24 protein-coding genes (1 of these 24 cut by a window edge) are annotated in these 22,528 nt (G+C 67.8%); 16 read left to right on the top strand and 8 right to left on the bottom strand.

Annotated elements, in window-relative coordinates; all coding sequences use genetic code 11:
* Positions 1–831, top strand: a complete 831-nt coding sequence (cysE, locus tag O4N75_RS16140; RefSeq protein WP_267230370.1) for a serine O-acetyltransferase — start codon at positions 1–3, stop codon at positions 829–831.
* On the opposite strand, the gene O4N75_RS16135 is transcribed toward cysE, so the two are convergent.
* Positions 819–1,976, bottom strand: a complete 1,158-nt coding sequence (locus O4N75_RS16135; RefSeq protein ID WP_269626489.1) for an MFS transporter — start codon at positions 1,974–1,976, stop codon at positions 819–821. The genes cysE and O4N75_RS16135 overlap by 13 nt on opposite strands.
* A gap of 151 nt (positions 1,977–2,127) precedes the next feature.
* Positions 2,128–3,198 (bottom strand): beta-N-acetylglucosaminidase domain-containing protein, encoded by a 1,071-nt coding sequence (locus O4N75_RS16130; protein ID WP_269626488.1) that lies wholly within the window; start codon positions 3,196–3,198, stop codon positions 2,128–2,130.
* A 136-nt stretch (positions 3,199–3,334) separates the two neighbouring features.
* Between O4N75_RS16130 and O4N75_RS16125 the strand changes: the two genes are divergently transcribed.
* Positions 3,335–3,541 (top strand): DUF3126 family protein, encoded by a 207-nt coding sequence (locus tag O4N75_RS16125; protein ID WP_267230591.1) that lies wholly within the window; start codon positions 3,335–3,337, stop codon positions 3,539–3,541.
* A 51-nt stretch (positions 3,542–3,592) separates the two neighbouring features.
* Here O4N75_RS16125 and O4N75_RS16120 read toward each other — a convergent pair whose 3' ends face one another.
* Positions 3,593–4,357, bottom strand: a complete 765-nt coding sequence (locus O4N75_RS16120; RefSeq protein ID WP_267230366.1) for a PhoH family protein — start codon at positions 4,355–4,357, stop codon at positions 3,593–3,595.
* 322 nt (positions 4,358–4,679) lie between these two features.
* Here O4N75_RS16120 and O4N75_RS16115 point away from each other — a divergent pair, with 322 nt between their 5' ends.
* From O4N75_RS16115 to minE, 7 genes are all read left to right on the top strand, one after another.
* On the top strand, positions 4,680–5,210 hold the full coding sequence (locus O4N75_RS16115) for a gamma carbonic anhydrase family protein (protein WP_269626487.1): 531 nt from the start codon (positions 4,680–4,682) through the stop codon (positions 5,208–5,210).
* 67 nt (positions 5,211–5,277) lie between these two features.
* A complete protein-coding gene (locus tag O4N75_RS16110; protein WP_269626486.1) occupies positions 5,278–6,060 on the top strand; it encodes an enoyl-CoA hydratase-related protein in 783 nt (260 codons plus the stop codon).
* 105 nt (positions 6,061–6,165) lie between these two features.
* Complete coding sequence (locus O4N75_RS16105) at positions 6,166–7,683, top strand: acetyl-CoA hydrolase/transferase family protein (protein ID WP_269626485.1); 1,518 nt, start codon at positions 6,166–6,168, stop codon at positions 7,681–7,683.
* Positions 7,684–7,763: 80 nt separating this feature from the next.
* The gene (locus O4N75_RS16100) at positions 7,764–8,228 is read left to right on the top strand and encodes a DUF1579 domain-containing protein (RefSeq protein ID WP_269626484.1); all 465 of its coding nucleotides are present in this window, start codon (positions 7,764–7,766) and stop codon (positions 8,226–8,228) included.
* Positions 8,229–8,403: 175 nt separating this feature from the next.
* Positions 8,404–9,135 carry a septum site-determining protein MinC gene (gene minC / locus O4N75_RS16095; protein ID WP_269626483.1) on the top strand — a complete coding sequence of 244 codons (732 nt, stop codon included), beginning with the start codon at positions 8,404–8,406 and terminating at the stop codon, positions 9,133–9,135.
* Positions 9,136–9,177: 42 nt separating this feature from the next.
* Entirely contained in the window at positions 9,178–9,996 is an 819-nt protein-coding gene (gene minD / locus O4N75_RS16090; protein ID WP_269626482.1) for a septum site-determining protein MinD, read from the top strand.
* Complete coding sequence (gene minE, locus O4N75_RS16085; protein WP_269626481.1) at positions 9,993–10,256, top strand: cell division topological specificity factor MinE; 264 nt, start codon at positions 9,993–9,995, stop codon at positions 10,254–10,256. The genes minD and minE overlap by 4 nt, the downstream gene beginning before the upstream one ends.
* Here the strand turns inward: minE and O4N75_RS16080 are convergent.
* Complete coding sequence (locus tag O4N75_RS16080; RefSeq protein ID WP_269626480.1) at positions 10,253–11,941, bottom strand: sensor histidine kinase; 1,689 nt, start codon at positions 11,939–11,941, stop codon at positions 10,253–10,255. The genes minE and O4N75_RS16080 overlap by 4 nt on opposite strands.
* 211 nt (positions 11,942–12,152) lie before the next feature.
* Between O4N75_RS16080 and O4N75_RS16075 the strand changes: the two genes are divergently transcribed.
* From O4N75_RS16075 to O4N75_RS16065, 3 genes are all read left to right on the top strand, one after another.
* Positions 12,153–13,811 (top strand): choline dehydrogenase, encoded by a 1,659-nt coding sequence (locus O4N75_RS16075; RefSeq protein WP_269626479.1) that lies wholly within the window; start codon positions 12,153–12,155, stop codon positions 13,809–13,811.
* 75 nt (positions 13,812–13,886) lie between these two features.
* Complete coding sequence (locus O4N75_RS16070; RefSeq protein WP_269626478.1) at positions 13,887–14,840, top strand: aldo/keto reductase; 954 nt, start codon at positions 13,887–13,889, stop codon at positions 14,838–14,840.
* Positions 14,841–14,871: 31 nt separating this feature from the next.
* Positions 14,872–15,465 carry a TetR/AcrR family transcriptional regulator gene (locus O4N75_RS16065; RefSeq protein WP_269626477.1) on the top strand — a complete coding sequence of 198 codons (594 nt, stop codon included), beginning with the start codon at positions 14,872–14,874 and terminating at the stop codon, positions 15,463–15,465.
* A 3-nt stretch (positions 15,466–15,468) separates the two neighbouring features.
* Here O4N75_RS16065 and O4N75_RS16060 read toward each other — a convergent pair whose 3' ends face one another.
* From O4N75_RS16060 to O4N75_RS16050, 3 genes are all read right to left on the bottom strand, one after another.
* Positions 15,469–16,014, bottom strand: coding sequence for a PAS domain-containing protein (locus O4N75_RS16060; RefSeq protein WP_269626476.1), 546 nt, complete (start codon positions 16,012–16,014; stop codon positions 15,469–15,471).
* A gap of 121 nt (positions 16,015–16,135) precedes the next feature.
* Positions 16,136–16,867, bottom strand: a complete 732-nt coding sequence (locus tag O4N75_RS16055) for a VOC family protein (RefSeq protein ID WP_269626475.1) — start codon at positions 16,865–16,867, stop codon at positions 16,136–16,138.
* A 211-nt stretch (positions 16,868–17,078) separates the two neighbouring features.
* Positions 17,079–19,955, bottom strand: a complete 2,877-nt coding sequence (locus O4N75_RS16050; protein WP_269626474.1) for a M16 family metallopeptidase — start codon at positions 19,953–19,955, stop codon at positions 17,079–17,081.
* Between the two features lie 272 nt (positions 19,956–20,227).
* On the opposite strand from O4N75_RS16050, the gene O4N75_RS16045 reads away from it, so the two are divergent.
* The 4 genes from O4N75_RS16045 to O4N75_RS16030 all read left to right on the top strand — a co-directional run bounded on the left by O4N75_RS16045 (position 20,228) and on the right by O4N75_RS16030 (position 22,429).
* Complete coding sequence (locus O4N75_RS16045; RefSeq protein WP_269626473.1) at positions 20,228–20,863, top strand: rhomboid family intramembrane serine protease; 636 nt, start codon at positions 20,228–20,230, stop codon at positions 20,861–20,863.
* 74 nt (positions 20,864–20,937) lie between these two features.
* Positions 20,938–21,366, top strand: a complete 429-nt coding sequence (locus O4N75_RS16040; RefSeq protein WP_267230344.1) for a CBS domain-containing protein — start codon at positions 20,938–20,940, stop codon at positions 21,364–21,366.
* Between the two features lie 449 nt (positions 21,367–21,815).
* Entirely contained in the window at positions 21,816–22,019 is a 204-nt protein-coding gene (locus tag O4N75_RS16035; protein ID WP_269626472.1) for a hypothetical protein, read from the top strand.
* Positions 22,020–22,030: 11 nt separating this feature from the next.
* Positions 22,031–22,429: a hypothetical protein gene (locus O4N75_RS16030; protein ID WP_269626471.1), complete on the top strand. Its 399-nt coding sequence runs from the start codon at positions 22,031–22,033 to the stop codon at positions 22,427–22,429.
* Positions 22,430–22,432: 3 nt separating this feature from the next.
* Here O4N75_RS16030 and O4N75_RS16025 read toward each other — a convergent pair whose 3' ends face one another.
* A protein-coding gene (locus O4N75_RS16025) for an Rrf2 family transcriptional regulator (RefSeq protein ID WP_267230338.1) crosses the window boundary here: on the bottom strand, positions 22,433–22,528 show its 3' end. Its footprint extends 342 nt past the window's final position; the window shows 96 of its 438 coding nt (coding positions 343–438); its start codon lies off the right edge, out of view; the stop codon is at positions 22,433–22,435.

Here is a 22,528-nt window from a genome sequence, read left to right as displayed (position 1 = left end):
TTGAGCCAGCGCCTGGAAGTGATCGACCCCTCGGCTGCGCCGCCGGTATGGGCCGCGTTGCGCATGGAATCCGAACGGGCCGCCAAGGCCGAGCCGGCGCTCGCCTCGCTGCTGAACGCCGTGGTGCTCAGCCACGACGACCTCGGCGCGGCGCTGTCGTATCAACTGGCGCGCAAGCTGGGCGACCAGGAACTGCGCGCCATGAGCCTGCGTGAACTGGCCGACGCGGCCTATCGCGCCGACCCGCGGCTGGTCGAGATCGCCGAACTGGATCTCAAGGCCGTGTTCGAGCGGGACCCCGCTTGCAAGGGCTATGTCCAGCCGTTCCTGTTCTTCAAGGGCTTCCAGGCCCTGCAGACCCAGCGCGTGGCCCACTGGCTGTGGCATCAGGGCCGCGAGACCATCGCCCACTATCTGCAGAGCCGGATGTCCGAGATCTTCCAGGTCGACATTCACCCGGCGACCAAGATCGGCTCGGGCGTGTTCATCGACCACGGCACCGGCATCGTCATCGGCGAGACAGCGGTGATCGGCGACGACGTCTCGCTGCTGCAGGGCGTGACCCTGGGCGGCACCGGCGCCGAACGCGGTGACCGTCACCCGAAGATCGGCAAGGGCGTGCTGCTGGGCGCCGGCGCCAAGGTGCTCGGCAACATCACCATCGGCGACTACGCCAAGGTCGCCTCCGGCTCGGTGGTGCTCAAGCCCGTGCCGCCGCATTGCACCGCGGCTGGCGTGCCGGCCCGGCTGGTCAACTGCCCGACCTGCGAGGAGCCGGCGCGCAGCATGGACCACACCCTGGCCGAGGCGGTCTACGACTACGTCATCTGAGGCGCGGGCTGCTCGGCGCCGTAGGCCCGGCGCAGCAGGACGAACGCCGCGGCCGTTCCCAACAGCGAGACGGCGATCGCCGCCGACAGCGGCGCGCCGGCCCAGATGAGGCCGGCGGCGAGCAGGCAGGCGCTCGCCCCGCCCGCGTCCCAGCCGCCCTCGGCGGCGATGTGGAAGCGCAGCACGCACGGCGAGCGCTTCGAGAGGTTGTAGACCGCGGTCATCATGGTCGGCGTGTAGAGCCCGACGACGACCGCGCCGGCGGCGTTGGCCAGGATCGCGGTGGCCGGGTGCAGGTAGGCTCCGGTCCGCGCCAAGATCGTCGCGGCCATCACCCCGCAGGCCAGCCACACCGCGCGCCGGCCGTGTCCGGCGTCGATGAACCGCCCGAGCACAAGGCCGCTGACCACCCCGACGATTGCGGCGAAGGCCATGGCGCCGCCGAAGGACGTGAAGCTCTCCTTCAGCGCGCCGAACAGGGCGATCTGCCAGACGAAGACGTAGCCCATGGCCGTCCAGCCGTCGGCGGCGAACAGCAGCACCCCGGGGATCGCGGCGCGCAGGGCGTTCGGGGCCTCGTCGGCGATCGCCACATTAGGCGTCCACAGCAGCGGCGCGGCCGAGAGGATCAGCACCAGGCAGGTCGCCCCGAACGCGAAGCGCGGCCCCAACGTCACCAGGGCCCAGCCCGTCAGCAGCGGCGCGGCGATGCCGACCAAGGCCGAGGCAGCCTCGCGGGCGCTGATCTGGTGGCCGCGATGCTCGGCGTCGCCCAGCGAGGCGAAGTAGGCGTGGTAGGCGGTCCAGTAGAAGGTGTCGCCGACCGAGGAGAACGCGCAGAGCGCAAATAGCGGCCAGCCCACGCCGTGCACCTCGGCCAGCAAGGGGTACTGCATCGCGGTGATGATCGTCCCGACGATCACCAACGGCTTCAGGCCGAAGCGGCGGCCCAGCGGCAGGATCGCCGGCCGGATCAGGAAGCGGCCGATCAGGATGGCGGCCATCGCCGTCAGCACCCCATGGGCCGGGACGCCGGCCTTCAGCAGGAAGGCGGCGAAGAACGCGCCGCCGCCGCTGAGCGCGAGGGCGTGGATTCCATAGTGCAGATTGAGCAGATTGACGGTGGTGTTGCGGAAGAAGGCCATGGGGCTGTCCGGAAGGCGCGCGTCGAGCGGCGCAGGCCAGGACCTGCGCGGGCGGATGGCGGTTCAGGACGGAATCAGACGGCCACTGGGCGGTTCTCTCGGCTCTCCCGCGAACGCGGTTATTCAGTCTAGGCCTCCGGCGCGGCGCGGCTCAAGTCGCTTCGATCTCGGCCAGGCTGATGCGATAGGCGCCGTCCAGCCAAGCCACGATCTCGCGCGCGGCGGGGTGGTCGAAGCCGGCATAGCGCGGCCGCATGCGGCTCATGTTCTCGTCCGTCAGCCGGTCGAGGCCGAAGCCCTGAAACTGGGTGATGTTGCGCTCCACCGCCGCGGCGAGGTCGGCGCCCAGAACCTGGCGGGCGGCGTCCTGGAAGGCGCGGACATACTCGTAGGCCTCGCCCTGCGCATAGCTCCGCGCCAGGGTGATCGCCGGGATCAGCGACAGCGTTGGCTGCAGCGCGGGGTTGACGGCGTGGCCGGCGATCTGGGCCCCGATGCTGGCCGGCCGCCCGGTGAAGCCGCGCAGATGCAGGAACGGCGACATCAAAGGTCCGTCGTTGACCGGATAGTTGTCCCACAGCAGCGGCTTGCGGCGCAGCTGGCGGCCGACCCGTTCCAGATGCCCGGGGCTGAACTCGCGGGCGCAGACCTCTTCGCCGGTCCAGAACACCTCGATGGAGGGGGCGAGGCCCGCGCCGAGGTCCTCGAGATAGCTCTCCGGCCGCTGGCCGAACACGCGGTCGAGGATGGAATCGTCGGTGTAGTAGGACGGGCAGACGATCACCCGGCGCGCGGTGGTCCGCTCGGCGATCCAATGAACGATCTCGACCTGGCTCGCGGCCAGGTCCGGCAGGTCGCCGCGCATGTCGTCGAACAGGATCGCCAGGTCATCGAGCCCCAGCGCGTCGAGCTGGGCGAGCTTGGCGGCCAGCGCGTCCTTCGCGGCCGGGCCGAAGTCGCGATAGATCTCGTAGGGGCTCAGGCCGACGCCGAACCGCACCCCGGCGGCGCGGCAGAAGGCGGAAAAGGCCTGCAGCTCTGCGGCGGCTTCCTGCGGATGCGGTTCCTGCCAGCGGCGGCGCAGAAAGGCGTCGGCCTTTGGCGCATAGAGGAAGAAGCGGTAGCCGTGCGGGATCAACGCCTCGACCACCGCGCGCCGCTCGGCCCACGACCACGGCTTGCCGTAATAACCCTCGACCAGTCCCAGCTCGACGTCCGCCACGCGGTCCTCCCCCTCGTTCGGCGGCCAGACTAGCGGGCGCCGGCGCCGCGTCCCCAGCTTTTTCGGACGCAGGCGCTTTGCGGCTCGGCGCAAAACCCTTAGGTTCCCGCCGAAATCTACGAAGGAGCCCAGCGTGCTGGACGAAAAAACTATCCGCCGAGTCGAAGGCCACCTGCGCGGCACCTTCGCCAATGCGCGGATCACGCTGGTCCCCCGTCCGAAGCAGAAGGACTCGGCCGAGGTCTATATCGGCGAAGAGTTCATCGGCGTCGTCTTCGAGGACGAGGACGGCGACGGCTCGTTTATGTTCGAAATGGCCATCCTGGCCGAAGACCTGCCTTAAGCGCAGGTCGAGCGCCGGCCCCGGGCTCCGGGGCCGGGCTCTATGACGGCGTCAGAGCACGCCCAGCATCTCGGCCACCAGCGGGTGGCGCACGATGTCGACGTCCTTCAGCCGCACGACCGCGATGTTCGAGATCTCCTCGAAGCGGTCGGCGACCGGGCCCAGGCCCGAGAGCTCCGGCAGCAGGTCCGACTGGGCCGGGTCGCCGGTCACCACCATGGTCGAATGCCAGCCCAGCCGGGTCAGCAGCATCTTCAGCTGCCCGTAGGTGCAGTTCTGCGCCTCGTCGATGACCACGAAGGCGTTGTTCAGCGTGCGGCCGCGCATGAATCCGACCGGCGCGATCTCGATGGCGCCCTCGGCCATCAGCGCCCGCACCCGCTTCATCGACAGCCGGTCCGACAGCGCGTCGTAAAGCGGGCGCAGATAGGGGGCGAGCTTGTCCTCGGCGTCGCCAGGCAGGAAGCCGATCGATTCGCCGGCCTCGACCGCGGGCCGCGACAGTACGATGCGCCCGACGCGGCCGGCCTCCAGCGCCTCCACCGCCTTGGCGATCGCCAGATAGGTCTTGCCCGTGCCGGCCGGGCCGAGCGCCATGACCAGGTTCTTGGCGTCGATCGCGTCCATCAGCGCCTGCTGGCCCGGCGACTTGGCCTTTATCGTCTTGAGATAGGCCTGGTCGCGGTCGTCGTTGTGATGAGCCAAGGGGGACCACGCGCGGTCCACCGGCAGGCGGCGGACTTTCGCGTCATCCTCGAACTGGGCGGCGTCGAACGCGCCTTCGCGCAGTTGTCGCTTCAGAGCTCGCTTGGTCATCTAGGCCTCCATAGGGGCAAGAAAAAAGGGCGACGCCGAAACGGCTCGCCCTCGAGGATCGATGAAGTTCGCAATGGTGCGGCGGGGCCGCGCGCAACGGCCCGGAGGTCCGTCTTCGGTTCGTGATCCAGGCGGGAAGCCCCGCCGTAGCAAACGCGACACCTTAGTACCCCGCCCCATAACGCAGGCCGCGAACCGGACGCCGACTCGCGGCGTGATGCGGAAGGGCTCTCGCCCCTCTCGAATCGCATCACTAGAATGATGCTAACGCGGTTTCTGAATCCTTAAATGGCTCATTTGATTAAATAAACGGGGTGTACGGATGAGTGTCTACAACTTGGGCGAAGTCGCCCCGCAACTGCCTAAAGAAGATGAATACTGGATCGCGCCGAACGCGGCGGTGATCGGCCGGGTGATTCTCAAGAAGAACGCCTCGGTCTGGTTCGGCGCGACGATCCGCGGCGATAACGACCCGATCACCATCGGCGAGAACTCGAACGTCCAGGACGGCAGCGTCCTGCACACCGACACCGGCTATCCGCTGACCATCGGCGCCAACGTCACCGTGGGCCACAAGGTCATGCTACATGGCTGCACCATCGGCGACGGCTCGCTGATCGGCATCGGCTCGATCGTGCTCAACGGCGCCAAGATCGGGAAGAACTGCCTGATCGGCGCCAACTGCCTGATCACCGAGGGCAAGGAGATCCCGGACAATTCGCTGGTCATGGGCGCGCCGGGCAAGATCGTGCGCGAGATTTCCGAAGACCAGGCCAAGGCGCTGGCCGGCGGGGCCATGCACTATGTCGAGAACTGGAAACGATATCGCGCCGGCCTGCGTCCCGTCGGCTGACGCTTGACCGACGTAGCGGCGCCCGCTGACCCTGGGCGCCGCAGACCGCAAAGGGAAGGGATCCTCGATGGCCTATGAGTTCATCCGCGTGGACCGCGAGGGTCCGATCACCATCTTCACGCTCAACCGGCCGGAGGTGATGAACGCGCTGCATTCGCCGGCCCATTTTGAGCTGGACGACGCCTTCAACGCCTTCGCGGCCGACCCTGACCAGTGGGTCGGTATCGTCACCGGCGCGGGCGAGCGGGCCTTCTCGGCGGGCAACGACCTCAAGCACCAGGCCACCGGCGGCGAGATGAAATCTCCGCCGTCGGGCTTCGCCGGCCTGACCTCGCGTTTCGACCTGACCAAGCCCCTGATCGCCGCGGTCAACGGCGTGGCCATGGGCGGCGGGTTCGAGATCGCGCTGGCGTGCGACCTGATCGTGGCTGCGGACACCGTGACCTTCGCCCTGCCGGAGCCGCGGGTCGGCCTGGCCGCGCTGGCCGGAGGCTTGCACCGCCTGCCGCGGATGATCGGCCAGAAGCAGGCCCTGGGCATGATCCTCACCGGCCGCCGGGTCAGCGCCGCCGAGGGGCAGGTGCTCGGCTTCGTCAACGAGGTCACGCCGCCCAAGGAACTGATGGCCGCCGCCCGCCGCTGGGCCGGCCAGATCTGCGAGCTGTCGCCGATGTCGATCCGCGCCTCGAAGGAGGCCGTCTACAAGGGGCTGGACGAGCCGACCCTCGAGGCGGCGATCAAGGGCCAGAACCGCTATCCGGCGGTCAGCGCGCTGTTCAAGTCCGAGGACTTCGTCGAGGGGCCGATGGCCTTCGCCCAGAAACGCGCCCCGGCCTGGAAGGGGCGCTGAGGCCGCACTGTCCGTCTCATGGGCGCCTTACGCTGCGACAAGATTTCGCCGCCCTTGCCCTGCCTGGGGGAGTAAAGACGAGCGAGTTTCAGCGGAGGCGTACCCATGGCAGGCAACACTCGGATCGGCTGCGAGACGCTTCGCGCCAAGGTGACGGACGCAGCCCACGCCGCCTCGCTCATCGCGTCGGGATCGACCGTCGCGATGAGCGGCTTCACTGGCTCGGGCTATCCAAAGGCCGTGCCGCTGGCCCTGGCCAGCCGCATCGAGGCCGAGCACGCCGCCGGCCGCAAGTTCCAGGTGCGGGTCTGGACCGGCGCCTCGACCGGGCCTGAACTGGACGGCGCCCTGGCCAAGGCCGACGGCATCGAATTCCGCTTGCCCTACAATTCGGACCCGATCGCCCGCGAGAAGATCAACCGCGGCGAGATGGAATATTTCGACATGCACCTCAGCCAGGTCGCCCCCATGGCCTGGCAAGGGTTCCTCGGCCCGCTCGACACCGCTGTGATCGAGGTCTCGGGCATCCGTCCAGACGGCTCGCTGATCCCGTCGTCGTCGGTCGGCAACAACAAGACCTGGCTGGACCGCGCCAAGCAGGTGATCCTCGAGGTCAACAGCTGGCAAAACCCAGCGCTGGAAGGGATGCACGACATCTACTACGGCACGGCGCTGCCGCCGGATCGCGTGCCGATCCCGCTGGTGAAGCCCGACGACCGGATCGGCGAAGCCTATTTCCGCTGCGATCCGGATAAGATCGTCGCCATCGTCGAGACGCAGGCCCCCGACCGCAATCTGCCGTTCGCCGCGCCCGACGGCGTGGCTTCGGCCATCGCCGGCCACCTGCTCGAGTTCTTCAAGCACGAGGTCGCCAAGGGCCGCCTGCCGGCGAATCTGCTGCCGCTGCAATCCGGGGTCGGCAACATCGCCAACGCGGTGCTGGCCGGGCTGCTGGACGGACCGTTCGAGAACATGACCGCCTATACCGAGGTCATCCAGGACGGGATGCTGGACCTGCTGAACGCCGGCAAGCTGCGCATGGCCTCGGCCACCGCCTTCTCGTTGAGCCCCGAGGCGGCCGCAGCGATGAACGACAATATGAGCTTCTATCGCGACAAGCTGATCCTGCGTCCGCAGGAGATCAGCAACCACCCCGAGCTGATCCGCCGGCTGGGTTGCGTGGCGATGAACGGGATGATCGAGGCCGATATCTACGGCAACGTGAATTCGACCCACATCATGGGCTCGCGCATCCAGAACGGCATCGGCGGGTCGGGAGACTTCGCGCGCAACGCCTACGTCTCGGTGTTCGTCACGCCCTCGACGGCCAAGGGCGGCAAGATCTCGTCGATCGTGCCGCAGGCCAGCCATGTCGATCACATCAACCAGGACGTCCAGGTGATCGTGACGGAGCAGGGTCTGGCCGACCTGCGCGGCCTGTCGCCCAAGCAGAAGGCGGAAGTGATCATCGCCAACTGCGCCCACCCCGACTATCGCCCGGCCCTGGCCGACTACTACGCCCGCGCGCGCCAGCACGCCTACGGCCAGCAGTCGCCATCGCTGCTGAACGAGGCGTTGTCCTGGCACCAACGGTTCGTCGAGACGGGTTCGATGCGCCCCTGACCAATGTCCTGACGCGCTGCTGACAGATCCCTGTCAGCAGCCCCTCGCTAGACCGGCGATCCATGACAGGAGCACCGGTGATGAGCGCGGCTCACGACTTCGATTTCAATCACGGCGACTGGGACGTGACGAACCGCCGGCTCAAGGTCCGCGGCGTCGGCTCGGACGATTGGGAGGTGTTTCCTTCCTTCGAGACCGCCCAGCTGCTGATGGAGGGCGCGGTTTCGATCGACGAGAGCGACTTTCCGACCAAGGGCTTCCGGGGCATGACCCTGCGGCTATACGACCCCGGCCAGGATCGCTGGGCCATCTACTGGATCAATTCCCGGGACGGTCAGCTGCAGCCGCCGGTCTACGGTCGCTTCGAGAACGGCCGGGGCGTCTTCGCCGGCGACGATTTCGATGACGGCAAACCGGTGAAGGTGCTGTTCGACTGGAGCGGGACCGATACCGAAACCCCGCGCTGGAGTCAGGCCTTCTCGTATGACGACGGGGCCACGTGGGAGACCAACTGGATCATGGAATTTCGCCGCCCGGGGCGTTGAAGCTTGGCCGCATGGCGCCGAAACTGCGGCGGGATCAGGCCGCAAGAAAGCCCCACGAATCTAGAACTTACGACGCCAGGGAGCGCCCGGAGCGGGATCCCAGTCCCCCCAATCCGGACGGAGGCGTCATGGCTGCGCATATCGACAATTCGCATCGGATCGCCGGGCGCGCGACGTGAACGCCGACACGTTCTCCCTGCCCAAGATCCGAGTGCGCGGGCGCAGCATCATGGCGCTGATCCTGGCGCCGGAAGCCCCGTTCGCGCAGTGGTTCGCGGCGCTGGACCAGCAACTGCACGCCTCGGCCGGGTTGTTCGACAACCGCCCGATCGTCGTCGATCTTGGCCCGGCCCTGGAGAGCGTCGGGCCCGAAGCGGTGCTGGTCGCGCTCGATGGGATCAGCGCCCGCGGCCTCAAGCTGATCGGTGTCGAGGGACTGCGCCCGGCCGGGCTCAACGGAACGCCGTGGGCGCACCTGCCGACCAATCTGCACGGCAACGTCGCACGCAAGGCCCGCAGCGATGTCGCGGCCGCGGTCGCGCCCGAGGCCGTCGACGTCCCCGCGGCCTCGCCGGTCTCCCCGTCGCTGCTGATCGACCGGCCGGTGCGCTCTGGGCAGTCGGTGATCTTCGAGGAGGGCGACGTGACCATCGTCGGCGCGGTCGCCTCGGGGGGCGAGGTGCTCGCCGGCGGTTCGATCCACGTCTACGGCGCGCTGCGGGGGCGGGCGATCGCCGGCCTGCGGACCGGCGCCGACGCCCGAATCTTCTGCCGCCGGCTCGAGGCCGAGTTGGTCGGGGTCGATCATCTGTATCGGACGGCCGAGCACTGGGGGGCCGACCTCCATGGCCATGCCGTCCAGGTCCGCTGCGATCGTGGGGCCTTGCGCCTCTCGGCGCTCGGTTAGTTGCGTTGCTCGTCGTGGGGCGAGGGGAAGGAACGGTGAGACATGTCCAAGGTAGTCGTCGTCACGTCTGGCAAGGGGGGCGTGGGCAAGACCACGTCCTCGGCGTCGCTGGGCGCTGCGCTCGCCCAGGCGGGCCAGAAAGTGGTGGTCGTCGACTTCGACGTCGGCCTGCGTAACCTCGATCTGGTCATGGGAGCTGAGCGGCGGGTGGTGTTCGACCTCGTCAACGTCGTCCAGGGCGACGCCAAGCTGGCCCAGGCCCTGATCCGCGACAAGCGCGTCGAGACGCTGAGCTTGCTGCCGGCCTCGCAGACCCGCGACAAGGACGCCCTGACCGAGGAGGGCGTCGGACGGGTCATCGACGATCTGCGTGAGCAGTTCGACTGGGTGATCTGCGACAGCCCCGCCGGCATCGAGAAGGGCGCCACCCTGGCCATGCGGTACGCCGACCTGGCGGTGGTGGTGACCAACCCCGAGGTCTCGTCGGTCCGCGACTCCGACCGCATCATCGGCCTGCTCGACTCCAAGACGCAGCGCGCCGAGGTCGGCGATCGGATCGAAAAGCATCTGCTGCTCACCCGCTATGACCCGGCCCGCGCGGCCAAGGGCGAGATGATGAGCGTCGACGACGTGCTGGAGATCCTGGCGATCCCGCTGCTCGGCATCGTCTCGGAAAGCCCCGACGTGCTCAGTGCCTCCAACGTCGGTTGTCCCGTGACCCTGCACAATCCGGTGTCGCCGGCCGCCCAGGCCTATAGCGAGGCCGCGCGGCGGCTGATGGGCGAAAACGTCGCCGTCAGCGTGCCCAAGGAACGTCAGAGCTTCATGAGCCGGCTGTTCGGCCGCAAGGCGGTCGCATGAGCCTGCTGAATCTCTTTGGCCGCGGGCGTCGCTCGGCCCCGGTGGCGCGCGATCGGCTGCAACTGCTGCTGGCCCACGAGCGCGGGCTTGGCGGTGGGGAGGATCTCGCCGCGATCCTGCAGCAGGAGATCCTTGCGGTGATCGCCAAGCACATCCCGATCGATCGCGATCGGGTGGTGGTCAAGCTCGACCGGGGCGATCAGGTCTCGACCCTGGAGATCGACATCGAGATGCCGGAGACGGCGCTGACGCGAGACTAGCGGGCCGAGCCGGCGGCCAGGGCTTCCGGCTCGGCGTCGGCCAGCGGCAGGTCGAAACATGCGCGGGTGCCTACGCCGGGCTTGCTATCCAGTTCCAGGCGCCCGCCATGCCGTTCGATCAGGTCGTGCGACAGCGCCAGGCCCAGGCCCCAGCCCTCGGCGCGGGTCACCCGATCGCCCATCTGGACATAGGGGCGGCCGAGGACAGCCAGGTCTTCCTCGCGTATTCCCTGGCCGAAGTCGCGGACGCAGATCACCAGGCGTTCGTTCCTGATCTCGGAGGAGACTTCGACCAGGCCGGCGGCCGGCGAGAACTTCACTGCGTTGGCCAGCAGGTTGATCAGGATCTGCTTTACGGCCCGGTGGTCGGCGTGGACCTCCGGCCAATCGCCGGGCTCCATCACCACCGTGACACCGGCGTCGATCGACAGGCCCCGGACCAGCCGCAACGCCTGCTCGACGATCTCGCGGCTAGAGGCCGGCGCCGGCGACAGTTCGATCTGCCCGGCCTCGATTTTGGCGGTGTCGAGAAGGTCGGTGACCAGTTCGCTGAGGTGCGAGCCGGCGATCTCGATCGACTGGGCGTAGTCGAGGTATTTCGGATGACCGACCGGCCCGTAGGCTTGGCGCGCCATCATGCCTGAGAAACCGACCACGGCGGTCAGCGGCGAGCGCAGTTCGTGGGTCATTGTCGCCAGCAGCAGCGTCCGGGCGCTCATCGCTTCCTCGGCCGCGCGGCGGGCGAGCTCGGCTTCGCGAAGCAAGGCGTTGCGGCTGGCCATGACGCCGGCCACCGTGATCGGGGCCAGCGCCACCAGCATCACGCCCAGGCGCAGCGACATGAGGTCGAAACCCATCACCGAGACGAAACCCATCGAGGCCGACGCCGTCGACAGAAACAGCAGGCTCCAGACCGCAAAGGACAGCGTCAGCAGCGTCGTGGCCGCCAGGCTATAGGTGAGGGCGCACCAGAGCAGGGTCGGCACGGGGAACGCCAGGGCCCCGGGGCCGCCTACCGAGGGCACCATCGCCAGGCTGATCAGGTAGAGAATCAGCGGTGCGGCTTTGCGCAGCTGCGGGCGGGTCGTGAAGGTGCGCGTCAGCCAGCATTTCAGGTCCGACGGGCGCGGGAAGGTCAGCGCCACCGGCAGCACGACGATGTAGTTGGCCAGTTCCGTCGCCAGCCAGATGAAGAAGCCGCTGATCGGGTCGCGGTGGAAGAGCAGGGCGTTGACCGTCGCCCCCAGCACGCTGGTCGCCGCCGAGGCGGCCAGTGCGATCAGGGTGACCGAGAGCAGGGACGCCGGCCGCTGCAGCAGCCGGTCCTCGGGCGATAGGCGCTTGAACAGCAGGTAGCCGGTCAGCACGCCGGCCAGATTGCCGGCGGTCAGCAGCAGCGTACGCGCCCAGCCGCTGCCGGTGAGGGTGTCGGCCGCGATCAGGCTGGCGGCGGCCGCCAGCCAGCCGGCCGGGGTCGCCAGGTCGGGGCGCCGCACCAGCAGGCCGAGCAGGATCGCATTGGCCGCCCAGAATGTGCTGAGGTGTCCGCTGGGGCGCAGCAGGATTCCCGCGATCGCCGAGAGAAAGACGATCACGCCGACGGTCAGGCCGGCGGTCACCTGATGGTGCAGGCCTCGAAGGAGGCGGTGTCCGCCTCCCGCCGAGGCCGTCTGCTGGGCGCTCATGGGACTGTCGTTAGGACCGGATTGCCGCCTAAGTCCATTGGCGCATGAAACTCAATCGCACTCAAGGCGTCATGCCGTCCGGCCGATTCCTGACAGGCGTCCGGGGAAACCTGCCGCTGGGGCGCCCAAAAACAGAGTTCTGCGGGCCTTGTCTCGCGCCCGGGGTTCGGCCAGTGTGCGGCTAACTTAACAGTGTTTAGGGACGGAACAGATGGATCGCTTCGACTACGTCATCATTGGCGCGGGGTCCGCAGGATGCGTGCTCGCCAATCGGTTGACGGAGGATCCGCAGGTCAAGGTGCTGCTGCTGGAAGCGGGCGGCAAGGACAGCTCGATTCTGGTGAAGATGCCGGCCGGCGTCGGCGCGCTGATCAGCAAGCAAGGGACCTACAACTGGGGGTTCTGGACTGAGGCCGAGCCGAATCTTGAAGACCGCAAGCTCTGGTGGCCGCGCGGCAAGGGCTGGGGCGGATCGTCGTCGATCAACGGCATGATCTACATCCGCGGCCATGCCCGCGACTACGACCAGTGGCGGCAGATGGGCCTCCAGGGCTGGTCGTATCGGGACGTGCTGCCCTATTTCAAACGTTCGGAGAGCCTTGAGGGCGGCGGCGACGCCTGGCACGGCGGCGATGGTCCGCTGAAGGTCTCCAAGGCCTCGACCCCGAACCCGATCTACTCGGCCACGGTTGAGGCCGGCCGCCAGGCGGGCTTTAAGGTCACCAGCGATTTCAATGGCTTCCAGCAGGAGGGCTGGGGCCCGTACCAGCTGACCATTCATGACGGCCAGCGCTGGAGCGCCGCGCGCGGCTATCTGCACCCGGCCCTGTCGCGGTCCAACCTGACCTGCATCACCGGCGCGCGGACCAGCAAGATCGTCATCGAGAACGGCCGCGCCACGGGCGTGGAGTACACCGACGCCAAGAGCGGCGAAAAGCGCGTCGTTCACGCCGACAAGGAAGTGCTGCTCTCGGCCGGCGCCGTGCAATCGCCGCAGATCCTGCAACTGTCGGGGATCGGCGACCCCGAAGAACTCGGCAAGTTCGGCATCCCGGTGGTCAAGGCGCTGAAGGGCGTCGGCGCCAACCTCCAGGACCACCTGGACGTCTGCATGTCCTGGGAGTGCCCGCAGCCGATCACCGCCCACTCGCTGCGCAAGGGCCTGATCAAGACCCTGGCGATCGGCATGAACTACATGTTCTTCGGCAAGGGCCTGGGCCGCCAGCAGTTCCTGGAATCGGGCGCCTTCCTGAAGTCGCGGCCGGACCTCGACCGCCCCGACCTGCAGGTCCATACCGTCGCGGCGATCATGCAGGACCACGGCAAGGTTGCGGTTCCCAAGGACGGCTTCACCTTCCACATCTGCCAGCTGCGGCCCGAGAGCCGCGGTCGCGTCGGTCTGCGCTCGGCCAATCCGGCGGACGATCCGGCGATCTTCGCGAACTATCTGGCCACCGAGGAAGACCGCCGCGCCCTGCGCGAGGGCGTGCGCATGATGCGCAAGGTCGCCGCCCAGTCGGCGCTGGATCCTTATCGCACCCAGGAGCTGTTCCCGGGCAAGGACGTCGAGACCGACGAGCAGATCGACGCCTGGATCCGCAAGCACGCCGAGACGATCTATCACCCGGTCGGCACCTGCAAGATGGGCGCGGACGGCGACGAGATGGCGGTGGTCGACGGCGAGTTGAAGGTGCGCGGGATCGAGGGGCTGCGTGTGGTCGACGCCTCAGTCATGCCGACCCTGGTCGGCGGCAACACCAACGCCCCGACCATCATGATCGCCGAAAAGATATCAGACATCATCCGCGGGCGGGCCGCGCTGCCGGCGGAGGACGCGCCGGTCTACGAGGGCGACCAGAAGGCCGCCTAGCGTTATGATTTGGCCCTCTCCGATTGGAGGGGGCCTTTTTCTTTATATTTTCAATAATTTTCATGGGAGGCGACGATGGAACTGCGCAGGCTGGGCAAGTCCGATTTGAAGGTCGCGCCGCTGGTGCTCGGCGGCAATGTGTTCGGGTGGACTGCGGACGAGGCCACCTCGTTCAAGTTGCTGGACGCCTTTGTGGCCGGCGGCTTCAACATGGTCGACACGGCTGACGTCTATTCGCGCTGGGCGCCGGCCGGCGGCGGGGCGTCCGAAACGGTGATCGGCAAGTGGCTGGCCCAAGGCGGCAAGCGCGACAAGATCGTGCTGGCGACCAAGTTCGGCTCTGAAATGGGCGAGGGCATGAAGGGCCTCTCGGCCAAGTACATGGTCGAGGCGGTGGAGGCCTCCCTCAAGCGCCTGCAGACGGACTACATCGACCTCTACCAGTCGCACCGCGACGACCCGGACACCCCGCAGGAAGAGACCGCCGAGGCCTTCGACCGGCTGGTCAAGGCCGGAAAGGTGCGCGCCATCGGCTCATCGAACTTCACGCCGGAGCGCCTGAAGTCCGCCATCGAGATCAGCCAGGCCAAGGGCCTGGCCCGCTACAACAGCGAGCAGCCGCTCTACAACCTCTATGCCCGCCAAGGCTTCGAAAGCGGGCTGCAGCAGGTCTGCATCGAGAACGAGGTGGGGGTGATCCCATACTACGGCCTCGCCTCGGGCTTCCTGACTGGCAAGTACCGCACCGAGGCCGACCTTTCGAAGAGCCCCCGCGGCCAGGGCGTCAAGCGGATGATGGACGCCCGCGGCATGCGTATCCTGGATGCGCTCGACGAGGTCTCGGCCGCCCGGACGGCGTCGCAGGCGCAGGTCGCCCTGGCCTGGGTCATGGCCCAGCCGGGTCTGACCGGCCCGATCGCGTCGGCGACCAACCTTGAACAGCTCGACGAACTGATGGGCTCGGCCCGACTGACGCTGACGGCCGAAGACCTCGCTACGCTGGACAAGGCGTCCGCTATCGATTCTTGAAAAAACGACCGATCGTGCTAATGTGCGGCGCATGAAAAAAGGCGCCGCGACACGAGAGGCTATCGTCGGGCGGGCCCTCCAGCAGGCCGTTGCGGTAGGACTGGAGGGACTGTCGCTCGGCCCGCTGGCCGACAGCCTGGAGCTCTCCAAGAGCGGGCTGTTCGCTCACTTCCGCTCGAAGGAAGCGCTGCAGCTGGCGGTGCTTGAGGAGGCGATCGCGCGGTTCAGCAGCCGCGTGATCGAGCCCAGCCTGGCCATGCCGCGCGGTCGGGCGCGCATGGACGCCCTGCTTAGCCGTTGGTTCGATTGGCTGGAGGGTGAGCCCGACATGCGCGGCTGCATCTTCGCGGTCTCGGCCCAAGAGTACGACGACCGGCCCGGCGCCATCCGCGACCGGCTGGTCGAGTCGCAGCGCGAGTGGCACGACACCCTCGTCCGAGTGGCCGCGGACCTGCCTAAGGCGGGCAAGGCGCCGCCCGACTACTGTCGGCAGGTCGTCTTCGAACTGGTGGGCGTCAGCCTGGCGTTCCAGCAGCAGGCCAAGCTGTTCCACGCCCCCAACGCCCGCGCGCGGGCCGAAGAGGCCGTATCCCGGATCTTGGACGACGCCGGCGAAGCACTCTGAGCCTCAGGCGACCCAGCGGCCGTCGAGGGTCGCCAGGCGCAGACGGTGGGTTTCCTCGTTGGCGGGGCCCACGCCGTGGACCTCGCGCACGAACAGTTGGCGGATCGGCTCGTCGCGCAGGGCGGCGACCAGCGAAATCGGCTGATAGAGGCCGAGGTAGCGCTCCGGCGAGCCACGGCCTCCGGCGATCGGCGCGAACAGCAATTCCAGTTCGAGCGTGGCGTTGTCGCTGAGCGCGTCGATACGGGCGACCACCGGCTCGGGGCGGCGGCGGCCGGTCTCCAGGGCGGTCTGCACTTCGTGGCGGCCGAGCGGATCGAGCAGGGTCAGGAAGTTGCGCCCGCGCAGGTCGCGCTGGTGCAGTTCGGACACCAGGGCCCCCGACAGCCGCAGCGGATAGATCCCCGCGCTTTCGCGGCCGAGCATGAACGCCTGGGGCGCCAGCTTGGCGAACTCCGTCGGATCGATGTCGGCGCGCACGGGCAGCCCCGAAACGCCGCTTTTGCTGCGCCAGTAGTCGATCATCTGCTGCGTGTTCGAATGGAACATCTCGACGCCTCCGAGGCGGCCCTTGGCGACCGCATGGGGCTTGCAAGCAGATTCAGGGCCAAGCCGCGGACGTGCCAGAACGAGACGCTGGAACCTGCAGATCGGAGATAGACCGAGGGCGCTAGCTCTCGAAGAACAGGAACCCGCAGCCGAGCGGGGAGGGCGGCGTCACATGCAGCCGCCCCTTTGATTCCACCACCGGCAGGCTGGGGCTCAGCGACGCCCGCGCAGCCGCCAGCGAACTCACGCGGACGCGGACCGCACAGTCGACGCCCTCGCCGAACGCATCGCTGAATTCCGCTTGCTCCCAGTACTCAAAGCCCGACAGGTCCAGGGCTTCGGCCGCCGCCTGGGCGAAGGGCCCTGGCTCGGCGCTTGCGAAAGCCACGCCGGCGACTTCCTTGGCGCTGTTGGGATGGATGAACCAGGCAGGCGAGGCGTCCAGGCAGGGATAGTGGTGCTGGATGACCGCCAGGCCGAGCGGGCTGATCCGTTCACGCACGGCGAACATCGCGAAATCCTCCTGGCCGCGACCCGGCGCGTCGTCCCAGCCGCGGGTGAGCCGATAGGGCGGGAGCTGCCGCATCGAGGAAAGGCGCGCGCTCGCCGCGTCCAGGTCGTCGGTCAGGAAGAGCGCCCCGCCCGGCCGAACAGGTTGCGGGGCGCCGTGCGCCTGCAGCAGGTCGAACCAGCCCTTGTCCAGAAAGACGCAGTGATTTTCCCAGCGGGCGCCCGGCTCGTCGGGGGAGGTATAGGCGCACCGGGGGGAAACGTTGAAGCCCAGCGCGGCGAACGCCACGGCTGTCGCCGCCAGGTCAGGGCCGGGAAATGGAATGTGGTCTAGCGGCAGCATGGGCCGGCCCCCTCGGCAGGGGAACGATCATCGGCCAATCCCGAACATGTGCAAGCCTGCGCGATGGGGTCGCTGATACGGGCGAGGCCCCCCAACTGCCGTTCCAGCCCCGCGACAGCGCCGCGGATTCGCTTGAGCCATAGAGCCAGAGCGGCGCCAGCTTGACCATATGACGCTATGCCGCGCGGGGCGCGACGATCGGCGCCGTTCCCTATTTCTTGGCCGGAACGACCTCTAGCATCCACATGGCGTCATCCTTCAGCACCGCCTGGGCGGCGCGCTGGACGTCGGCGGCGGTCACCCGCTCGGTGCCGGGGATCAGGGCGCGGGTGGCGTCCAGGCGGCGTGGGTCGGTCTGCGCGCCGGACAGTTCGGACAGCCAGTAGCCGTTGGTTTCCCGGATCTTTTCGATCTGGTCGATCCGTGGCTTCTTGGCGCGGGCCAGCTCGTCCGCGGTCACCGGCTTGTCGCGCAGGTCGGCGGCGATCTTCTTTACGTCGGCGAAGAAGTTCGGGAGCTTGGCCGGAGGGATCTCGACGCTGGCCGAGACATAACCCCAGCGCGGCCAGATCATGCTGTGGCTGTAGACGACGCTCGGCGAATAGGTCGCCCCCTGCGCCTCACGCAGTTCCTCGACCAGCCGCAGTTCCAGGATCTCGCCTAGCACGGCGGTGTCGCGCGCCTTTTGAGGGTCGGCGAAGAAGTCGTTGGTGCGCCAGGCGATGTAGCCGATCGACTGGTCGGCGCGGCCCTTGTGGGTCAGGACCACCGGCTGCTGAACGCCGGCCGGGAAGCCGACCTCGCGCTGGGCCGCGGGAACCTGGGTTCCGGGACGGGGCGGCAGCGCGCCCAGGGTGCGGGCGACGGCTTCGGTCGCCTTCTCGACCGTGGTGTCGCCGACGATGACAACCTCGACCGGGCCGTTGGCCAGGGCCGGGGCGACCGTCTTGCGGAAGTCGTCCAGCTTGGCGTCGGCGATCTGCTCGCGGCTCGGGAACGCCCAGCGTTTATCGCCCTCGCGCAGCAAGAGCGACAGGTCACGGCTGAGCACGCCGGAGTCGGTGGACTCGTACTGGTCGTTGGCGGTCTTGTATGCGCTCTGCAGCCGCGTGAAGGCTTCGCCGCGCCAGCCGGGTTCGGCCGCATAGGCGGTCAGCACCTGGAGCTGGACATCCAGGTCCTCAGGCCGGGTGGAGCCGCTCAGCACGAAGGCGTCGTCGGCGACGCTGAACTGCGCGCCGTAGACGCGGCTGGCGAGCACCTGCTCCATGTCCTCTGCGCTGATCTGCTTGAGGCCGCCTTCGATATAGGCCCCCGAGGCCCATCCCAGGCTCTGCACGTCCTTGGGCAGGTCGAGTCGGCCATCGCCGATGTTCACCCGCACCAGGACCTCGTCATCCTTGAAGCGCGTCGGCTTGACGGTCAGGCGCACCCCGTTCTCGAAGCGGATGAAGGTCGTGTCGAAATCCGGCGCTTCCTTGGTCTCCACGACCTTGCCCGCGCCGCCGAACGACGTGTAGGGCCAGGCGACATCGGTCGCGGCCGACGGCTCGGCCACCGCCACCTTGCGTGAGGCGTCCAGTTCGGCCAGCACGCTCGCCTCGCCGCCTTCGATCGGTCGGGGCGAGGCCATGAACAGCAGCGGGCCTTCACCGGCGAAGCTGGCCTTCAGCGCCGCGGACACCTTCTCGGCCTTCAGATCCTTCACGGTCTGTTCGAACAGCGCCAGATCCTGGGCCGGGTCGGTGACGACCTCGCGCTCGCCCAGCGAGGCGACGATCTCGCCGGCCAATTGGGCCGGCGTGCGAGTGGCGGCGCCGGCGGCGTCGGCCTTCAGGTTGGCGCGGTACTCGGCGATCTCGCGGTCCAGCTCGTCCTGGCGCACGCCGTACTGCACGGCGCGGCGCTGCTCCTGCTCGACGGCGGCCAGCGCTTCGCGCCAGCGGCCCGGCTCGGCGTTGACGATCAGCAGGGTGGACTCGGCCGCATCGTACTCGTTGTTCTTGAAGACCCCGGCCGCCAGGAACGGGGGCTGGCCGGCGCGCGCCAGGCGCTGCAGTCGCCGGTTGACCACCGAAAAGCCCAGCTGCTCGATGAGGTCGGCCTTGCGCTTGGCGACCGTGTCGGCGGCCAGGTCTGGCTTGCGCATCCAGGCGATCTGCATCGACAGCGGAGCACCGGGCTCGATGACCAGCTTGGCCTCGGTCTTGCGCGGCTGCACTTGCCCGAGATTCGGGGACTCGCCGGCCTGACCGGTCGGCGTCCAGTCGCCGAACTTGGCCTTGATCTTGGCCTCCATCGCATCGAGGTCGAAGTCGCCGACGGCGACCAGCACGGCGCGTTCGGGGCGATAGTAGCGGTTGTAGAAATCGGTGAACTCGGCGGCCGGCGCGGCCTCCAGCACCTGGACCTGACCGATCGGGTAGCGGGTCGGGGGACGCTGGCCCTTCAGGAAGAAGCCGAGCCGCTCCTTGTAGATGCGATAGGGCGGGGTGTCGCGGGCGCGCTCCTCGGACAGCACCACGCCGCGTTCACGGTCGATGGCGCCTTGGTCGAGGGTCAGGTTTCCGGCCGCCTCGCGCATCAGCATCAGGGCGGTGTCGACCGTCTCGTCGTTGGTGCGCGGCAGGTCGAGCTTGTAGACCGTCTCGTCGAAGTTGGTGGAGGCGTTGGTGTCGGCGCCGAAGGCCAGGCCCAGCCGCTCCAGGATCTTGATCATCTCGCCTTCCGGAACCGCCTTGGATCCGTTGAAGGCCATGTGCTCGAGGAAGTGGGCCAGGCCCTGCTGGGCGTCGGTCTCCATCAGCGAGCCCGCGCCGATGCGCAGCCGGATCGCCGCCTGGCCCGGGGGAATCGTCTGCTTGCGGATCGCATAGCGCATGCCGTTGGGCAGGGCGCCGAAGCGGATGGTCGGGTCGGGGGCGACGTCGGAGCGGGCTTGCGCCCACTCGCCGGGCTTCAGCGCCGCCGGCGCCGTGTCGGCCGCCGCCTTGTCGCGTCCCAGTTTCGGGAGGGGGAAGCTGGAGGCGTCCACGGGCAGGGACAGGGCGATAGCGAGCACGGAGGCCGCGCCGAAGAGACGTCGCATCAGGTGTTACGGATCCGAGACCAGTTGAGCCACGGAACCATGCACAGGCGAGCGTGGCCTTCGCAAGGCGCGGTTGCGGCGCAGGATGGCCCGAAGAGCGGCCGAGCGGCCTTAGGGCGGGGGCTCCCAGAAAAAGACGACAGCCGCGCGCACATTGCGCTCAGACTGACTGAACTTGAGTGTATCTAGGGGCTAGACCCTCGCGATTTGGTCGCGGGCCAGCCAGGGTGAACGCCGGTCATTTCTCTCCGGCCGGATACGGAGTGCGGATTTTGAGCGACGACGAGCGGCAGCCGATCTTCAACGCCCCGTGGCCGGCGGTCGTGGCCACCCTGGTCATCGTCGGCGGTTACTTCATACAGACCCTGCTGCCGCAGAACTGGCTGCTGGCGAACTTCGCCTTTTCCTCGGCGGCGTTCGAGCAGGGGCGCTGGCCATTGCTGTTCACCGCCATCTTCCTGCACGGCAGCTGGGCGCACGCCCTCATGAACGCCGGGGCGGCGCTGGCGTTCGGCACGCCGGTCGCGCGCTACTTCGGGGCCAGCCTCCGCGGCGCGCTGATCTTCCTGGTCTTCTATCTGCTGTGCGGCGGGCTCGCGAGCCTGGGCTATGGCCTGGTCAATCCCGGCAGCACGACGCTGATGATCGGCGCCTCGGGCGCCGTGGCTGGGCTGGTTGGCGCGGCCGCGCGCCTGATCGGGCGTCCGACCCCCGGTCCCTTCCTCAGCCCGCCGGTGATCAGCATGACGCTCGGCTGGATCGCGGTGAACCTGATCCTGGCCCTGGTCGGCTTCGCGCCGGGCCTGGGCGGAGCGGGCGTGGCCTGGGAAGCGCACATCTTCGGCTATATCGCCGGGCTGCTGCTGATCAGCGCGTTCGGCCGCGTGGCGGGCGCCCAGCAAGCTTGACGTTTTCGCGAGAACGTTGATTTCGCTGGCGTCCTGCGCGACGCTTCCCTGACGGTGTCAGGGAGAACGTGCAGATGCTTGTGTCTCAGATCCTCAAGGCCAAGGGCGACCTGGTGTTCACGGTCGGCCCGGCGGAAACCGTCGGCGCGATCTGCGCCCTGCTTCATTCCCGCAGGGTGGGCGCGATGGTGGTGCTGGACGCCGACCGGGTGGTCGGGATCGTCTCCGAGCGCGATCTGGTGCGCGCCATGGCCAAGGAAGGCGCGGCCGCGCTCGACAAGCCGGTGTCGGCCTTCATGACCCACGACGTGATCTTCGCCGAGCCCGGAGAGACGGTGGATTCGTTGCTGGGGCGAATGACCGACCGCCGCGTCCGTCACCTGCCGGTGTGCGTCGAGGAGCGCCTGGTCGGGATCATCTCCATCGGCGACCTGGTGAAGTGGAAGATCTCCGAGGTCGAGGCTGAGGCCGACGGCTTGAAGGCCTACATCGCCACGGGCTGAGGGCCGATGGCGCCCGCAGATATTCTTGTTTTGTTCTCGACTTTCGGCGTGGTTGTGAGAGGCTGTAGCTCTACAATCGTGTTGGAGCTTGAGGATGGCTTTAGGTGACGATGGTGAGCGCCGGCGTGGCGAGCGACTGGTAAATCTGCCGGCGACTTGATGTTGACGCCAATGGGGCGTGGCATACTCGCCAAGTACCGGAAGCCGCAGGACGACAGAAATGTCTTGGGCAAGATCTGGAACTCGCCGAATACGGCGCTAGGGACGCTCGTCGGCCTGGCGGGGCATGGTGTCGGCAAGGCCATGGGCAAGAACCCACGTATCAGGGTCCGTGATAACGCCATTCAGTTCACGAACAACCCGGTCGGCGGCGTGAGCGCGGTCACGCTGGGCAATACCGTCATCTGGAATGGGGATCCATATGATCCGAAGAATTCCAAGGGACCGCCTTGGCCGGATCGCAGAATGCGATCGAGCACGAGAAGCAGCAGACCTATCAGGGGGAGCAACTGGGGCCATTTTATCTGCCGTCAAATGTGCTTGGCGGACTGAGTTCGGTTGTGCGCGGCAAGGGCTGGCATGGGCCGGGCAACTGGAATGAGACTGGCCCGCTGCAGAATCCTCCTCGCCCGTGGCCGGTGACGAAGCCATGAGGCGAGGGGGAATGCTTGCTGTGGCCGGCCTTATGTCGATGGCCGCATGCATGCCGCCCGCAGGGGTGCTGGTTGTCAACGAGACTGGTACGCCGATCAGCTTTCAAGCTGTGAAGAATAATTGGCGGTCTGGGACCAAGGCGCCTCTCGAAATCGACGTCGCACCTGGCAAAAGGCGCTTTATTTACTGGCACGAGTTTCCTGAACGTCTCGTTGTGTCGGCGGGACGCTGCAGCCACGACTATGGCGACGCTGAAAAATTGGGACGCCTGGGCGTGCGCTATCGTGTGGGGGTTCGGCTGGAGCCCGATTTCTCGGCGCATCTGATCTCGCTTGATGAGATCGACGGCTTCAAGATCGGGCAGGCGTTGCCGCGCGAGGCGATCAGGCCGGTGAAGACCTGCCGTTGACTGTCAGGGCGCGGTGAACACCTCGGCGCCGCCGGATTTCGCGGCGTCGGCCAGGCTGTACCCCTCAAGCACGTCGGACGTGGCGTCGCGGGCCTTGAG

It is taken from the genome of Phenylobacterium sp. NIBR 498073 (genome assembly GCF_027286305.1).
In the GTDB taxonomy this organism is placed as follows: domain Bacteria; phylum Pseudomonadota; class Alphaproteobacteria; order Caulobacterales; family Caulobacteraceae; genus Phenylobacterium.
This window is presented reverse-complemented; position numbering and strand designations above follow the sequence as displayed.

Coding starts and splice junctions, on each gene's coding strand:
- O4N75_RS16080 (WP_269626480.1), bottom strand. CDS start 11,941: ATGAGCGCCCAGCAGACGGCCTCGGCGGGAGGCGGACACCGCCTCCTT.
- O4N75_RS16115 (WP_269626487.1), top strand. CDS start 4,680: ATGAGTGTCTACAACTTGGGCGAAGTCGCCCCGCAACTGCCTAAAGAA.
- O4N75_RS16075 (WP_269626479.1), top strand. CDS start 12,153: ATGGATCGCTTCGACTACGTCATCATTGGCGCGGGGTCCGCAGGATGC.
- O4N75_RS16040 (WP_267230344.1), top strand. CDS start 20,938: ATGCTTGTGTCTCAGATCCTCAAGGCCAAGGGCGACCTGGTGTTCACG.
- O4N75_RS16135 (WP_269626489.1), bottom strand. CDS start 1,976: ATGGCCTTCTTCCGCAACACCACCGTCAATCTGCTCAATCTGCACTAT.
- O4N75_RS16065 (WP_269626477.1), top strand. CDS start 14,872: ATGAAAAAAGGCGCCGCGACACGAGAGGCTATCGTCGGGCGGGCCCTC.
- O4N75_RS16055 (WP_269626475.1), bottom strand. CDS start 16,867: ATGCTGCCGCTAGACCACATTCCATTTCCCGGCCCTGACCTGGCGGCG.
- minE (WP_269626481.1), top strand. CDS start 9,993: ATGAGCCTGCTGAATCTCTTTGGCCGCGGGCGTCGCTCGGCCCCGGTG.
- O4N75_RS16050 (WP_269626474.1), bottom strand. CDS start 19,955: ATGCGACGTCTCTTCGGCGCGGCCTCCGTGCTCGCTATCGCCCTGTCC.
- O4N75_RS16120 (WP_267230366.1), bottom strand. CDS start 4,357: ATGACCAAGCGAGCTCTGAAGCGACAACTGCGCGAAGGCGCGTTCGAC.
- O4N75_RS16110 (WP_269626486.1), top strand. CDS start 5,278: ATGGCCTATGAGTTCATCCGCGTGGACCGCGAGGGTCCGATCACCATC.
- O4N75_RS16030 (WP_269626471.1), top strand. CDS start 22,031: ATGCTTGCTGTGGCCGGCCTTATGTCGATGGCCGCATGCATGCCGCCC.
- O4N75_RS16070 (WP_269626478.1), top strand. CDS start 13,887: ATGGAACTGCGCAGGCTGGGCAAGTCCGATTTGAAGGTCGCGCCGCTG.
- minD (WP_269626482.1), top strand. CDS start 9,178: ATGTCCAAGGTAGTCGTCGTCACGTCTGGCAAGGGGGGCGTGGGCAAG.
- O4N75_RS16100 (WP_269626484.1), top strand. CDS start 7,764: ATGAGCGCGGCTCACGACTTCGATTTCAATCACGGCGACTGGGACGTG.
- O4N75_RS16105 (WP_269626485.1), top strand. CDS start 6,166: ATGGCAGGCAACACTCGGATCGGCTGCGAGACGCTTCGCGCCAAGGTG.
- O4N75_RS16060 (WP_269626476.1), bottom strand. CDS start 16,014: ATGTTCCATTCGAACACGCAGCAGATGATCGACTACTGGCGCAGCAAA.